17 protein-coding genes are annotated in these 13427 nt (G+C 39.4%); 10 read left to right on the forward strand and 7 right to left on the reverse strand.

What is annotated here, in order from left to right:
- Positions 1-39 precede the first annotated feature (39 nt).
- Positions 40-1134 carry a redox-regulated ATPase YchF gene (ychF, locus tag G509_RS0114460; RefSeq protein ID WP_026992188.1) on the reverse strand — a complete coding sequence of 365 codons (1095 nt, stop codon included), beginning with the start codon at positions 1132-1134 and terminating at the stop codon, positions 40-42.
- Between the two features lie 272 nt (positions 1135-1406).
- Between ychF and G509_RS0114465 the strand changes: the two genes are divergently transcribed.
- Positions 1407-1943, forward strand: coding sequence for a hypothetical protein (locus G509_RS0114465; RefSeq protein WP_026992189.1), 537 nt, complete (start codon positions 1407-1409; stop codon positions 1941-1943).
- A gap of 106 nt (positions 1944-2049) precedes the next feature.
- Here G509_RS0114465 and G509_RS0114470 read toward each other — a convergent pair whose 3' ends face one another.
- Entirely contained in the window at positions 2050-2403 is a 354-nt protein-coding gene (locus G509_RS0114470) for a 4Fe-4S dicluster domain-containing protein (RefSeq protein ID WP_026992190.1), read from the reverse strand.
- A gap of 71 nt (positions 2404-2474) precedes the next feature.
- Between G509_RS0114470 and G509_RS0114475 the strand changes: the two genes are divergently transcribed.
- The 4 genes from G509_RS0114475 to G509_RS0114490 all read left to right on the forward strand — a co-directional run bounded on the left by G509_RS0114475 (position 2475) and on the right by G509_RS0114490 (position 6368).
- Positions 2475-3533 (forward strand): acyl-CoA reductase, encoded by a 1059-nt coding sequence (locus G509_RS0114475; protein WP_026992191.1) that lies wholly within the window; start codon positions 2475-2477, stop codon positions 3531-3533.
- A gap of 83 nt (positions 3534-3616) precedes the next feature.
- Positions 3617-4690, forward strand: a complete 1074-nt coding sequence (gene serC / locus G509_RS0114480) for a 3-phosphoserine/phosphohydroxythreonine transaminase (RefSeq protein WP_026992192.1) — start codon at positions 3617-3619, stop codon at positions 4688-4690.
- A gap of 111 nt (positions 4691-4801) precedes the next feature.
- Entirely contained in the window at positions 4802-5764 is a 963-nt protein-coding gene (locus G509_RS0114485; protein ID WP_026992193.1) for a D-2-hydroxyacid dehydrogenase, read from the forward strand.
- 61 nt (positions 5765-5825) lie between these two features.
- Positions 5826-6368 carry a hypothetical protein gene (locus tag G509_RS0114490; RefSeq protein ID WP_131450686.1) on the forward strand — a complete coding sequence of 181 codons (543 nt, stop codon included), beginning with the start codon at positions 5826-5828 and terminating at the stop codon, positions 6366-6368.
- Positions 6369-6577: 209 nt separating this feature from the next.
- Here G509_RS0114490 and G509_RS0114495 read toward each other — a convergent pair whose 3' ends face one another.
- On the reverse strand, positions 6578-7198 hold the full coding sequence (locus tag G509_RS0114495) for an L-threonylcarbamoyladenylate synthase (protein ID WP_026992195.1): 621 nt from the start codon (positions 7196-7198) through the stop codon (positions 6578-6580).
- Positions 7199-7327: 129 nt separating this feature from the next.
- Positions 7328-7840, reverse strand: a complete 513-nt coding sequence (locus tag G509_RS0114500; RefSeq protein WP_026992196.1) for a DUF6155 family protein — start codon at positions 7838-7840, stop codon at positions 7328-7330.
- A gap of 129 nt (positions 7841-7969) precedes the next feature.
- On the opposite strand from G509_RS0114500, the gene G509_RS0114505 reads away from it, so the two are divergent.
- The 3 genes from G509_RS0114505 to G509_RS0114515 all read left to right on the forward strand — a co-directional run bounded on the left by G509_RS0114505 (position 7970) and on the right by G509_RS0114515 (position 10008).
- A complete protein-coding gene (locus G509_RS0114505) occupies positions 7970-8338 on the forward strand; it encodes a hypothetical protein (protein WP_026992197.1) in 369 nt (122 codons plus the stop codon).
- 131 nt (positions 8339-8469) lie between these two features.
- A complete protein-coding gene (locus G509_RS0114510; RefSeq protein ID WP_026992198.1) occupies positions 8470-8757 on the forward strand; it encodes a DUF3817 domain-containing protein in 288 nt (95 codons plus the stop codon).
- Entirely contained in the window at positions 8758-10008 is a 1251-nt protein-coding gene (locus G509_RS0114515) for a mechanosensitive ion channel family protein (protein ID WP_026992199.1), read from the forward strand.
- Here the strand turns inward: G509_RS0114515 and G509_RS0114520 are convergent.
- From G509_RS0114520 to holA, 3 genes are read right to left on the reverse strand one after another with little or no spacing between them, the layout of a single operon-like run.
- On the reverse strand, positions 10005-10397 hold the full coding sequence (locus G509_RS0114520; protein WP_026992200.1) for an acyl-CoA thioesterase: 393 nt from the start codon (positions 10395-10397) through the stop codon (positions 10005-10007). The genes G509_RS0114515 and G509_RS0114520 overlap by 4 nt on opposite strands.
- Positions 10394-10813: an NUDIX domain-containing protein gene (locus tag G509_RS0114525; protein ID WP_026992201.1), complete on the reverse strand. Its 420-nt coding sequence runs from the start codon at positions 10811-10813 to the stop codon at positions 10394-10396. The genes G509_RS0114520 and G509_RS0114525 overlap by 4 nt, the downstream gene beginning before the upstream one ends.
- A 6-nt stretch (positions 10814-10819) precedes the next feature.
- Positions 10820-11824 (reverse strand): DNA polymerase III subunit delta, encoded by a 1005-nt coding sequence (gene holA / locus G509_RS0114530; RefSeq protein WP_026992202.1) that lies wholly within the window; start codon positions 11822-11824, stop codon positions 10820-10822.
- Positions 11825-11960: 136 nt separating this feature from the next.
- Here holA and G509_RS0114535 point away from each other — a divergent pair, with 136 nt between their 5' ends.
- Both G509_RS0114535 and G509_RS0114540 read left to right on the forward strand, forming a co-directional pair.
- A complete protein-coding gene (locus G509_RS0114535) occupies positions 11961-12413 on the forward strand; it encodes a type I restriction enzyme HsdR N-terminal domain-containing protein (RefSeq protein ID WP_026992203.1) in 453 nt (150 codons plus the stop codon).
- Positions 12410-13417, forward strand: coding sequence for a glycosyltransferase family 2 protein (locus tag G509_RS0114540; protein ID WP_026992204.1), 1008 nt, complete (start codon positions 12410-12412; stop codon positions 13415-13417). The genes G509_RS0114535 and G509_RS0114540 overlap by 4 nt, the downstream gene beginning before the upstream one ends.
- Positions 13418-13427: the final 10 nt, after the last annotated feature.

Raw genomic sequence — 13427 nt, forward strand, 5'->3', positions numbered from 1 at the left:
GGCTAATCTCAATACTAAAATATTAGTAATTAATACTAATTACACGTTAAACCTAAAGTGCATAACATCACCATCTTTAACAATGTACTCTTTACCTTCAACTTTAAGTTTACCGGCTTCTTTAACTTTAGCTTCGGTACCGTAAGTAACGTAGTCTTCATACGCTATAACTTCGGCACGGATAAAGCCTTTTTCAAAATCGGTATGGATAACACCAGCAGCCTGCGGCCCGGTATCGCCAATATTTATAGTCCACGCCCTTACCTCTTTAACACCCGCGGTAAAGTACGTTTGTAAGTTTAATAGTTTGTAGGCCGCACGAATAAGGGCAGATGATCCCGGCTCTTTAAGGCCAAGGTCTTCTAAAAACATCTGGCGCTCCTCATAGGTTTCTAACTCAGTAATATCAGCTTCTGTACCAACAGCCAGGAACATTACCTCTGCATTTTCATCCTTAACCAGTTCGCGTACCTGCTCTACATATGCGTTGCCGGTTGCAGCAGCACCTTCATCTACATTACATACATAAAGAACCGGTTTGGTGGTTATAAGCTGAAAGCTCTCCAACAGCTCCACTTCGTCAGCATTTTGAGGTATAACCGTACGTGCCGATTTTGCCTGTAGCAATGTTTCGCGAATCCTGTCAAGCAGGGCTTCTTCGGCCTGGGCCTCTTTATTGCCTGTTTTAGCAGCGCGGCGCACTTTTTCAAGGCGTTTTTCTACGGTTTCAAGGTCTTTTAGCTGAAGCTCAATATCTATAGTTTCTTTATCGCGTATTGGGTTTACATTACCATCTACGTGAATAATATTATCGTTATCAAAACAACGCAGCACGTGTATTATAGCGTTACACTCTCTAATATTGCCCAAAAACTGGTTACCAAGGCCCTCGCCTTTGCTGGCACCTTTTACAAGGCCGGCAATATCTACAATATCTACGGTTGCAGGCTGTACACGCTCCGGGTTTACAAGCTCTTCCAGTTTTTCTAACCTTGGGTCAGGCACGTTTACAACACCTATATTAGGCTCTATGGTACAAAACGGAAAGTTGGCACTCTGCGCCTTAGCATTAGACAAACAATTAAAAAGTGTCGATTTACCCACGTTAGGCAATCCTACTATACCTGCTTTCATTATATACTGTTTTTTGAGGGTGCAAATATAGTAATTAAGTCGGTAAAGTCATAAAGTTTGTAAAGTCGTAAGGTCTTAAAGTCAAATGTAATGTAGTCAACAGTCACAATGTCAAATATCGTTGCAAATTAACATGCGGTACTTTGACTTTCTACTTTAAGACCTGACAGACTTTCGACAATAAATACTTTACCATTACTTTATGTTTTTGTAAGAAGTTATTTAACATTGTGCGGCTACCTTTGCAGTATAAATGTTTAAATAACAACACAATGAAAAATTTCGCAATCACTATATTGTTGGCTGTAGGCCTATCGGCTTCGGCACAGGTTAACCAGAATGTTACTAAAGAGTCTACCACTACTACAGTAACGGTTAACGATGGTACAGGCACTCCAAAAAAATTGGTTAAGACAAAAAATACCGAGGCTACCAGCGAATTAGAACTTAAAGACGCTAATTCTAAAAAGCTGAATAAAGAGGCTTACGAAACTGCCCCTCAGGTAACATCGTCTACTTCGGTAGTGCGTGATGAGGGTTTTAATGCAAGAATCGGGCAGATATCTAACTACCAGATGGGTGGAAAAGATTATGTTTTTGTTACCGATAAAGGTGGCTACAGAATTACTACCCCTGATAATGTTGAATACGGTAAATTAAGAAGGACCTCTAACGGCCAGTATATTTACAGAACAAAAACAGGCACCTCTGTAGGGCATTTTGATGCTGCCGGAAATTTTACGGTAGAAACCTATGATGATAAAGCCGACGGTGTTACAGTAGAAACCTACACCAAGGTTATAAAATAAATTTGAGTTAATTAGTTAAGTTCACTACTAAAAAATCCTGAAGCGTATTGCTTCAGGATTTTTTTATGTTCTTTAAATTTTTAAATTTTAAATCTTTAAATAAACATTACTCATCCCCGTGCAAAAATGCCTGGCGGTTAAGTAGCGTTTCGTCGCTTTCTACATGGCTGTCATCGGGCACACAGCAGTCTACCGGGCAAACGGCAGCGCATTGCGGCTCATCATGAAAACCTTTACATTCGGTACACTTATCGGGTACTATGTAGTATATATCGTCAGATATCGGGTTAAAAGGAGCATCGGCATCTACTTCTTCGCCGCTTGGCAAAACAATTTTTCCGCGCAGTTTAGTACCATCTTTATACCTCCAGTCATCTGCACCTTCGTATATAGCGGTGTTAGGGCACTCCGGTTCGCAGGCCCCACAGTTTATACATTCGTCTGTTATAATGATTGCCATGGCTAATTTTAGTATTTAATAACGTAAATTTGCAGCAAAATTACGTCCAAATCCATTCATAAGCAAACATAATGACGTTAACAGAAACAAAAAAAGCGTTAATAACGCTTGGCCAATTTCTTTCGCAATTTTCTTTAGACAATAACACTAAAGATAACAGCGTACTGCACAACGAAACGTTTTATAACGATTTTATAGAATTAATACAATTATGCCAGTCGCACAACGGCTGGTTTACGCCAGAGCAGGTACACCACGCCATAACACAATGGGCACAGGCACTAACCCCACAAAACTTAGATAACTGGCTAAGCCAGTACAATCTGGAAGCTACAGAGCCCAAAACGGTAGCTCTTATTTTGGCGGGCAATATACCGCTGGTGGGTTTCCACGATTTTTTATCGGTACTGGTAACAGGTCATAAAGCGCTGGTTAAATTGTCGTCTAACGATAAGTACCTCCTGCCCTTTTTAGCCAAATACCTTATTGCCGTAGAGCCCGGGTTTGCCGGCAGGATTACTTTTACCGAAGAAAAACTGGAAGCTTTTGATGCCGTTATTGCCACAGGCAGCAACAACACCGCCCGTTATTTTGAATATTACTTTAAAAACAAGCCCCATATAATACGTAAAAACCGAAACTCTGTAGCGGTGCTTACCGGTAACGAAACCCATGAAGAGCTGGTGGGCCTTGGCGAAGACATCTTTAGGTACTTTGGCCTTGGATGCCGCAATGTATCTAAACTGTTTGTGCCTGCCGGTTACGACTTTAAAGCCTTTTTTGAGGCCATGTACACCTATAAAGATGTTATTTTTTACGAAAAATACGCCAACAACTACGACTATAACAAAGCCGTATTTTTAATGAGCGATTTTAAACTGCTGGATAACGAGTTTCTTACCATTAAAGAAGATAAAAGCTACGCCTCGCCTATTTCGAGCGTGTTTTATGAATATTATGATAGCCTGGAGGTTTTAGACGAACGTTTGGACGCCGAACGTGAACAAATTCAGTGCATTGTAGGTGGCAAAGCTATTAACAACAGCATACCCTTTGGTATAACACAGCAGCCGGGTTTGTTAGATTATGCAGATAATGTGGATACAATTTCCTTTTTATCAAAAATTTAGTCGATTTTTTTATAAAATAAATTGCGGTTATTCGTTCTATAATTTAGAAATTTGCGTCACTTTTTAAGCAACAACACAACACAATGAAAAAACATAACTTTAGTGCAGGCCCATCTATCCTGCCACAGGAAGTATTCGAAAAATCTGCCCAGGCAATTTTAGACTTTAACGGTTCGGGACTTTCAATTTTGGAAATTTCGCACCGCAGTAAAGATTTTGTTGCCGTAATGGACGAAGCCAGGGCTCTTGTACTGGAGCTTATGGGCTTAACCGGCAAAGGCTACCACGCTATATTTTTGGGTGGCGGTGCAAGCCTTGAGTTTGCAAGAGTGCCGTACAATTTATTAAAAGAAGGCGGTAAAGCCGCTTACCTTGATACCGGTACGTGGGCAGCAGCGGCTATTAAAGAAGCTAAATTTTTCGGCCAGACCGAAGTTATAGCCTCTTCTAAAGCCGATAACTACTCGTACATTCCTAAAGGTTATACCATTCCTGCCGATGCTGATTATTTTCACTACACCAGCAACAACACCATATTTGGTACACAAATGCAACAGTTTCCTGATACAGATGTGCCTTTGGTTTGCGATATGAGCTCTGATATTTTTTCGCGCCAGTTAGATTTCTCAAAATTCGGGATCATTTATGCCGGTGCTCAAAAAAACATGGGCCCTGCAGGTGCTACCCTTCTTGTAATTAAAGAAGAGCTGCTTGGCAAAACAGGCAGGGCTATACCGTCTATGCTGGATTACAAACAGCACATAGATAAAGAGAGCATGTACAACACACCGCCGGTTTTTGCGGTCTATACATCATACCTTACCCTGCAATGGCTTAAAAACAATGGTGGTATTGCTGCTGCCGAGGCTAAAAACAATGCTAAGGCCGAATTGCTTTATAACGAAATTGACCGTAACCCATTGTTTGTGGGTACTGCCAAAACCGAAGACCGCTCTAAAATGAATGTGTGCTTTTTACTTAAAGACGAAGCCCACACTGAGCAATTTGATAAATTGTGGAAAGCAGCCGGAATAAGCGGCCTGCCGGGCCACCGTTCTGTTGGCGGATACCGTGCCTCTATTTACAACGCCATGCCTATAGAGAGCGTGCAGGTGCTTGTAGATGCTATGCAGGAGTTGGAGAAAAGTATTCAGTAAGCAGTCGCAGTAGCCAGTTTAAAAATTTGTTTCAAGTTTAAGGTTTCAGGTTCTTAGCCGCAGAGGCAAAATTTTAAATCTTTCAATTATTAAATCTTTAAATAATAAAGAATGAAAATATTAGCAAACGATGGTATCTCTAAAAGTGGGGTTATTGCCCTGGAAGATGCCGGTTTTGAAGTTATTACAACAAAAGTAGCCCAGGAACAGGTGGCTAACTATATAAATACAAACAATGTTGCCGTTATTTTGGTGCGTAGTGCCACCAAAGTGCGCAAAGATATTATAGATGCCTGCCCGGGCCTTAAAATTATTGGCCGTGGCGGTGTGGGTATGGATAATATTGATGTGGAGTATGCCCGCGAAAAAGGCATTCACGTTATAAACACCCCTGCTTCGTCATCAGATTCTGTTGCAGAGCTGGTATTTGCACATTTATTTAGCGGTGTGCGTTTTCTATACGACTCTAACCGTAATATGCCCCTTGAAGGCGATACTAACTTTGAAGGCCTTAAAAAGGCGTATGCTAACGGTATTGAACTTAGAGGCAAGACCCTTGGTATTATTGGCTTTGGCCGAATTGGCCGCTCTGTGGCCCGTGTTGCCTTAGGTTTGGGCATGCGCGTTATTGCTGCCGATAAATTTGTGGGCAATGCCGAAATTCGTGTTGATTTTTATAACGGCCAGTTTATTAATGTAGACATTGTTACTGAGCCTCTTGAAGATATTTTTAAACATTCTGATTTTATTACCCTGCACGTGCCGGCACAAGATGGCGGTTATGTAATTGGTAAAGAACAGCTTGAGGCACTTAAAGACGGTGTGGGCATAGTTAATGCATCGCGTGGTGGTGTTATAGACGAGGTTGCCCTTATAGAGGCACTGGACTCTGGCAAGGTTGCCTTTGCAGGCCTTGACGTATTTGAAGAAGAGCCTAAACCGGCCATACAGGTACTTATGCACCCAAAAATTTCGCTTACGCCCCACATTGGTGCTGCCACCCTTGAGGCGCAGGACCGTATTGGTACAGAGCTTGCAGAGCAGATTTCGAGTTTGCTTAAAACTGAAAAATAAAATAAACTGCCGGCTTGTCTGGCAGTTATTATTTATATTAGTGATTTAATTATTCGCAATTATGTGTAGAATTCTATTGATTTTATTATTTATAACAGGTTGTGGTTTTGCACAGAATAAGTTAGTCAATACATCATCTGCAGATACTCTTAAGATAAGTAGCCACAAAGAATTTGGATATTCAATTAAACCACCTGTTTGGTTTAAAGAAAAAATATCACAGGATAATATTTACGGAGGAACGTTTCCCGCTATAGATCAGATAGAAAATGCTGTAATCATTACCGGTTTCAAAAAAACCGACTTTACCTCGTTTGAAGATTTTACAAGAATTTATATTACCGGTAATACTTTTGGAAAGCCAGCATTATTTAGTAAAGAGCATATTTGGTACGGTAGAAATGAGTATGATTTAAAAAAAATACCACATGGCGTATCATCAAGGGTATTTACTTTTTACAAGAACAAAATCTATCATAACCAGTTTGTGTTGCTGGAAACATCTAATGCATTTTTATTTATAAACTTTTGTGCAACCCCCGAAACCTATGACAAAAACTTTACAAAATTCACTGAGTTTTTAGAAAGCATCATTACAGAGTAATTAGTACTGGCCAAAATAAAACTCGAATTCTGATTCAAGAATTTTATTTATAAATGAAAAGGCATCCAAAAAAATTGGATGCCTTTTTTTATGCATTTTATTTTTTGTTCAGAATAACGAATTTAAGCCGATTTTAAGCGAATCTCAATGTCCGAAAGTGAAATATCACTGTTAAAATTCGCTATTCAGTGTAAGAAAATACAGTAAAATTAAAAAATATCAGGGTCTCCTTTACCCTCCCTAACTACAACCGGTTCATCTCCCGAAAGGTCGATAATGGTCGATGCCACGTTGTCGCCATAGCCACCATCAATCACGGCATCTACAAGATGTTGCCATTTTTCGAAGATCAATTCCGGGTCGGTTGAGTACTCAACTACCTGATCATCATCATATATAGAGGTAGAAACTATGGGGTTGCCCAGCAGTTTTACAATTTCTATGGCTATATTGTTGTCGGGCACACGTATACCCACGGTAGTCTTGTTTTTAAAGGCCTTTGGCAGGTTGTTGTTACCGGGCAAAATAAAGGTATAAGGCCCCGGTAACGACCGTTTAAGTATCTTAAAGGTCGCAGTATCAATCTGTTTCACGTAGTCAGACAGGTTGCTCAAATCGCTGCAAACAAAAGAGAAGTTAGCCTTTTCCAGCTTAATACCTTTAATGCGGGCAATGCGTTCGAGCGCTTTATTGTTGGTAATATCGCAGCCAAGACCGTACACAGTATCAGTAGGATAAATAATTATACCGCCATCCTGAAGTATCTTAACCACGCGCGCAACTTCCTTATCGTTAGGGTTTTGCGGGTATATTTTTATAAATTGGGCCATTTGTTTGGGGTTTAGAGTTCCAGGTTCCGTAGCCTGAAAGGGTTAGCAATGCTTATTATTTTTGGGAAGCATAAAGTTACAGCTTAATAAGCAGGTACGAAAAGTATTAACAAATTTTAATACAGCAGGTTACTCAAAATTATCATAAATGCGCTCAAACTCCTTCATATTCTCCCAGTTTTGACGGAATGCCTCGTTTTGTACCGTAGCAATGCGCTCTTTAAAATTGGGCGACATACCGTTAGCCACCACGTAATCAACCACTTGTTTATACGAGTTAAGCATGCTCTTGTAAAAGGAGCCATAACGCATTTCGCGCTTAGCGGAGTATTTTTGGGCGGTTTCTATATTAAACAGCATAACATCGGCCAAAACATAGGGGTCTACCCCCAATGAGAGAAAATGCTTAACATATTTTTGCGCCACAGACCGGCGCAGCTTGGGCCGTTTGCCCTTTATTGGGAAATACTCGTTGGCAATTTTAACCTTGGCCTCCTGTTCCAGCTTGTCTTCCTTTGGGTTAAACACAAAGTTGTAGTAGGCCTTAACATCGGCAAATTTTTCATAAAGGGCCAGCAGCTGCTCTTCAAGCTCATCTTTAGGCAAAGAGGCCAGGTATTTTTTTAGGTCGCGTTTACTCATACAAGCCCAAAATTACGGGTTAATTTTAGTGTTGCAATAAATTATAAAAAAAGATATTGAAAAATTATATAAAATACTATTTTTGCATTTCCTTAAATCAAAGTCCAAAAAACTAAACTACTTTTTACTGTGGAAAATCCGAGTGCACAAAAACTGATCAATAAAATACAGCTTGACCTGTTTAAAAAAGGTTTTGATGCGGAAGTATTGATAGCCGACCTTAAAAAATTACGCGAATATTCTCTGGAAGAACAAAATCCGGTGTTAACCAAAGCCATTCGCTTAACGTATGAGCACCTGGAAGCAAACGGAGCGTTACTTATCCCTATTCCTGATGATGAGCCTTTAGAAGAAGGAGAAGAGGCTACTGCAAGCGCGCCAGCTACAGAGAACGATCTTGATAGCCTTGAGTATTTAATTTCGCTGTTTAGCGATCTTAGCCACAAAAACAACCTGTTAGACCTTAAAGAATACAACAAAGCGTTTTTAGCTTTTTAGTACTTTCTAAGTTTTAGATATAGTTAGCCGCCTGTTTGTCAGGCGGCTTTTTTATTTAGGTAATTTCCTGCTTTTAGCTATTTTAAAAAGCGCCTCTTTGCTACCTTTGCAAAAATTTATAATCAAATATTATGGTTCGTATCTTTAAAATAGTTGCTACCCTGGAGGGTTTATCTTTACTGGCTTTGTTTTTTATTGCCATGCCGCTAAAATATTATTTTGAAACCCCGGAATATGTTCGCCCTGTTGGTATGGCGCATGGTATATTGTTTATAGCCTATGTTGTGCTGGCTTTTATGCTAAAAATGGAACAAAACTGGCCTGTTAAAAAATTATTGCTTGTGCTGGTAGCATCAATTATTCCGTTTGGTACTTTTTACATTGAGTACAAATACTTTAGCAAACAGCAACAAAGCTAAATGAAGGATAAAGAATATAACTGGGCATACGATGTGCTTAGAGACCTGCACTTTAGCCGTACAACCGCATTGTATGGCAATCTTGTAGTCAATCTTATTATAATTGCTGTAATTGCTTTTATAATAGACAGGATTGCGACTAAAGTGCTGGTTTTTGTAATGAATATTATTGCCAAGCGCACCAAAACATCGTTTGATGATTTTGTGGTTCAAAACAAAACGCCACAATATATTGCCCATTTAATTCCGGTGCTATACATCTACAAAGTTGTGCCGGTAGCCTTAACTTCTTTTACCTATTGGGAATATCTCTTTTCTAAGGGCATTACAGCCTTTATTATCTTACTGAGCCTCTGGATCATCCGAAGTATATTTAACTCGATTAAAGACTACTTAAAATTACAACCGGACTATAACGACAAGCCAATTGACAGCTACGTACAGGTAGTTATGATAATGCTCTGGATATTTGCCATTACCGGCATTGTACTGGAGTTGTTTAATACATCTGTAAAGGTGCTCCTTAGTACTTTTGGTGCTATATCGGCCCTTGTTATATTGATCTTTAAAGATACCATACTGGGGCTTGTGGCCAGCATTCAGGTTACTATTAATGATATTGTGCGTATTGGCGACTGGATTACCATCGAAAAATTTGGTGCCGATGGCGATGTTATCGAAATTAACCTGGCAACCGTTAAGGTGCGTAATTTTGATAATACCACTACTACCGTACCCACCTACAGCTTAATATCCGACTCATTTAAAAACTGGCGGGGTATGCTTAATTCCGGCGGAAGGCGTATTAAAAGGCATATTTTAATAAAAGCCAATAGTGTAAGGTTTGTACACGAAAATGAACTGGAAGAACTAAAAAAAATACAGCTTATAGCCTCCTATCTTGATGGCCGTAAGTTAGATATTGATAAGTATAACGAGCAGAATAATATAGATAAATCGCTGTCTATAAACGGACGTAACCTTACTAATCTGGGTATTTTCAGGAAGTACATAAACAGTTATATAGAAACGCATCCGGGAGTTAACAAGGATATGACTATTATGTGCCGCCATCTTCAGCCAACGGAAAAAGGCATCCCTATAGAAATTTATGTATTTACATCTGACAAGCGCTGGATAAACCACGAGTATATTATGGCCGATATTTTTGACCATATTATTGCCTCTGTTGCTTATTTTGATCTTGAGATATTCGAATTGCCTACAGGCAAGGGCTATATAGATGCTTAGGCTTTAAGAATCCTGTCTTTTACATACTCAATTTTGGTTTTGCCATGCGGCAGTGGCTTGCCGAAACCATCCAGGTTTACCATTGTAATATTATCTACGGTAATAATTTTTTCCTGGGTCATTTTATTGCGGACTTCTGATTTTAAGACAATTGATGTAATGCCGAATTTTACAACATCGATGCCAATCTCAATAATATCGCCCTGTTTGGCAGATGACATAAAATTTATCTCGCTCATGTGCTTGGTAACCACTCGCTGGTTTTCTATCTGAATAATGGCATATAATGCAGCCTCTTCGTCTATCCAAGCCAGTAATTTTCCTCCAAACAAAGTGCCATTGGGGTTCAGGTCTTCAGGCTTAACCCATTTTCGGGTATGAAATCTCATAAGTTGTGCTTTTGTAGCCCTAAAGTTACAATATCTAAATGGTCAAAAGCCAGTTGTGGTAAGACTTTAACCGAAAACCATTGCGCTTCGGCAGCATCATCGGCCGCCACGGCAACAGCATTTTCATCGGCAAAACCGATATATGCAACAGATACAGTATGCTGCCTTGGGTCGCGTCCCGGTGTGCCAAAAGCACCAAGTTGTTGCAAATCTTTAACATGCAATCCGGTTTCTTCTAAAAGTTCACGAGCGGCGGCAACAGGCAGGTCTTCACCTTCATCTACAAAACCACCGGGCAAAGCCCACTGGCCCTTAAACGGTTCGTTTTTGCGCTGTATAAGCAGTATCTCATACGCTTCTTTTACCTTCCTGAAAACAACAGCATCAACCGTAACAAATATTTTAGAAGTCCTCATAAACAATTAATTAAAAATTTTAACCAGCATTTCTTTCATCAGGTCGCCTTGCGGTATAGCATTGGCCCCTACCCCTTTGCTTTTAACATCAATATCTCTTAGTGTGCCTACAATAGCACTTACTTTTTTCATGGGGTAGTTGCGCAACGCAATATCATAATCCTTCACAAAATACGGATTAACCTTTAGCATCTTAGCCACATTGCTGGGGTTTTTATCTTTAAGGCCGTGGTACTGCAAGAGCTGCGAGAAAAAACCAAATACAAGACCTACCGTCATAACCAACGGATTATCTTTAGGGTTGTTAGCAAAATAATCGGCAATTTTATAAGCTTTAAGCTGATTTTTTTCGCCAATAGCCTTGCGCAGCTCAAACACATTATAATCCTTGCTTATGCCAATGTTGTCTTCAATAAGTTTTGGGGTAATAGTGCTGCCTTCCGGCAGAATAATAGCCAATTTATCCAGCTCGTTGCTAATTTTGCCCAGGTCGTTACCTAAAAATTCTACCAGCATGGCCGTAGCTTTAGGCTCTATACCATAATTTTTACCGGCAAGCACACGTTTAATCCAGTCGCCTACCTGGTTGTCGTACATTTTTTTGCTTTCAAAAACAACGCCTGCCTTATCTAAAATCTTAGTGATTTTTTTACGCTTATCCAGTGTTTTATATTTGTAAGCAAAAACTAATACGGTAGTAGGCTGCGGATTTTCGGCATAACTCTCCAGTTTTTCTATGGTGCGCGACAGTTCCTGGGCCTCTTTAACAATAACCACCTGCCTGTCGGCCATCATAGGGTAGCGTTTGGCGTTAGATATAACATCTTCTATAGTTACATCTTTTCCGTACAACACCATCTGGTTAAAGCCCTTTTCTTCTTCGGTTAAAATATTGTGCTCTATATAATCAGTAAGCTTATCTATATAATAAGGCTCCTCGCCCATTAAAAAATAAATAGGCTTAATGTTGCCCTGCTTTATCTCGTTAACAATTTTTACAACTTCGTCCACAACTCTTTATTTATACTTCAAAAATAACACATTTGCATGTCAATCTTAAAAGAAATAAGCCCTAATTAATCCTGAATTTTTAGATACCTGCCCTTCAGCATTTGACATATACCTTTATAATTTGTTTCTTTGCCGCATGCAAAAGCTTAATTTTCCCGATTACAAATTCCGCTTTAAAAATAGCGATAATAAAATCTCGGTTTTTGATGAGATACGCCGGAAATTTATCCTGCTAACACCCGAAGAATGGGTACGCCAACACGTAGTGCATTTTCTTTTAGAAGAAAAAAACTTCCCAAAATCGCACTTAAATGTAGAGAAAATTGTAAAGATAAATGGTTTAAATAAACGCTACGATATAGTTGTATTTCAGCCTGATGGGAAAATATTTTTAATTGTAGAATGCAAAGCGCCCGAGGTTAAAATATCGCAGGGTACGTTCGATCAGATTGCACGTTATAATATGACATTAAATTCGGTACACCTTATGGTTACTAACGGGCTTAATCATTATTTTTGCCAGATGGACCACGAGGCAGAACAATATGTTTTTCTGCCCGATGTACCCCCTTACACCCCCGCTTTATGAAAAGTGTTGCCGTAGTTATTTTAAACTGGAATGGTAAAAAGCTGCTCGAACAGTTTTTACCCTCTGTTGTTGCCCATTCTCCTGAAGCTGAAATATATGTAGCAGACAATGCCTCTACCGATGATTCTATTGCGTTTGTACAGCAGGCCTATCCTGAGATAAAAATAATAAAGAATAATGGCAACTATGGCTTTGCAAAGGGATATAATGAGGCCTTACAGAATGTTGAAGAGGATATTTACGCCCTTGTAAACAGCGATGTAGAAGTTACCGAAGGCTGGCTGCAACCCGTAATAGATATTTTTGAAGCCGATTTAGAGACTGCCATCATTCAGCCAAAAATACTGGACTATAAAAATAAGACCCATTTTGAGTATGCCGGTGCCGCAGGTGGCTATATAGATAAGTATGGCTTTGCTTTTTGCCGTGGCCGTATTTTTGACACCATAGAAGAAGATAAAGGCCAATATGATACCGATGCTCAACTTTTTTGGGCATCTGGCGCTTGTTTTTTTATTAGGAAAGAAGTATACCGCGAATTAAAAGGTTTTGATGAAGACTTTTTTGCCCATCAGGAGGAGATCGATTTATGCTGGAGAGCATTTAACAAGAATTATAAAGTACGGTTTTGTGCTCAATCAGTCATCTATCATGTTGGCGGAGCTACACTTAGCGCCAGTAATCCGCATAAAACATTTTTAAACTTTAGGAATTCGTTGTGGATGCTGCTTAAAAATGTACCTACAGGCCAGTTATTGCCGGTATTGTTCATCAGGCTGCTCATGGACGGTTTGGCAGGTATGCGATTTTTATTACACCGCCAACCGGCAAATTTTTGGGCAGTAGTAAGAGCACACTTTTATTTTTTTGTTAAAATTAGATACTTCTTAAACAAAAGAGAATCAAAACAATACAGTAATTACTACAAAATAAATAGCATTACTTACAAATATTTTGTTAAAAGCGGCAAGGTGTTTGATTTACATTTTAACAATAGTTTATAGATAAACGCGT

It is taken from the genome of Flavobacterium subsaxonicum WB 4.1-42 = DSM 21790 (assembly GCF_000422725.1).
Classification (GTDB): domain Bacteria; phylum Bacteroidota; class Bacteroidia; order Flavobacteriales; family Flavobacteriaceae; genus Flavobacterium; species Flavobacterium subsaxonicum.

Excerpts from the sequence above, each read along its gene's own strand:
- ychF (WP_026992188.1), bottom strand. The coding sequence starts at position 1,134 with ATGAAAGCAGGTATAGTAGGATTGCCTAACGTGGGTAAATCGACACTT.
- G509_RS0114465 (WP_026992189.1), top strand. The coding sequence starts at position 1,407 with ATGAAAAATTTCGCAATCACTATATTGTTGGCTGTAGGCCTATCGGCT.
- G509_RS0114470 (WP_026992190.1), bottom strand. The coding sequence starts at position 2,403 with ATGGCAATCATTATAACAGACGAATGTATAAACTGTGGGGCCTGCGAA.
- G509_RS0114475 (WP_026992191.1), top strand. The coding sequence starts at position 2,475 with ATGACGTTAACAGAAACAAAAAAAGCGTTAATAACGCTTGGCCAATTT.
- serC (WP_026992192.1), top strand. The coding sequence starts at position 3,617 with ATGAAAAAACATAACTTTAGTGCAGGCCCATCTATCCTGCCACAGGAA.
- G509_RS0114485 (WP_026992193.1), top strand. The coding sequence starts at position 4,802 with ATGAAAATATTAGCAAACGATGGTATCTCTAAAAGTGGGGTTATTGCC.
- G509_RS0114490 (WP_131450686.1), top strand. The coding sequence starts at position 5,826 with ATGTGTAGAATTCTATTGATTTTATTATTTATAACAGGTTGTGGTTTT.
- G509_RS0114495 (WP_026992195.1), bottom strand. The coding sequence starts at position 7,198 with ATGGCCCAATTTATAAAAATATACCCGCAAAACCCTAACGATAAGGAA.
- G509_RS0114500 (WP_026992196.1), bottom strand. The coding sequence starts at position 7,840 with ATGAGTAAACGCGACCTAAAAAAATACCTGGCCTCTTTGCCTAAAGAT.
- G509_RS0114510 (WP_026992198.1), top strand. The coding sequence starts at position 8,470 with ATGGTTCGTATCTTTAAAATAGTTGCTACCCTGGAGGGTTTATCTTTA.
- G509_RS0114515 (WP_026992199.1), top strand. The coding sequence starts at position 8,758 with ATGAAGGATAAAGAATATAACTGGGCATACGATGTGCTTAGAGACCTG.
- G509_RS0114520 (WP_026992200.1), bottom strand. The coding sequence starts at position 10,397 with ATGAGATTTCATACCCGAAAATGGGTTAAGCCTGAAGACCTGAACCCC.
- G509_RS0114525 (WP_026992201.1), bottom strand. The coding sequence starts at position 10,813 with ATGAGGACTTCTAAAATATTTGTTACGGTTGATGCTGTTGTTTTCAGG.
- G509_RS0114535 (WP_026992203.1), top strand. The coding sequence starts at position 11,961 with ATGCAAAAGCTTAATTTTCCCGATTACAAATTCCGCTTTAAAAATAGC.
- G509_RS0114540 (WP_026992204.1), top strand. The coding sequence starts at position 12,410 with ATGAAAAGTGTTGCCGTAGTTATTTTAAACTGGAATGGTAAAAAGCTG.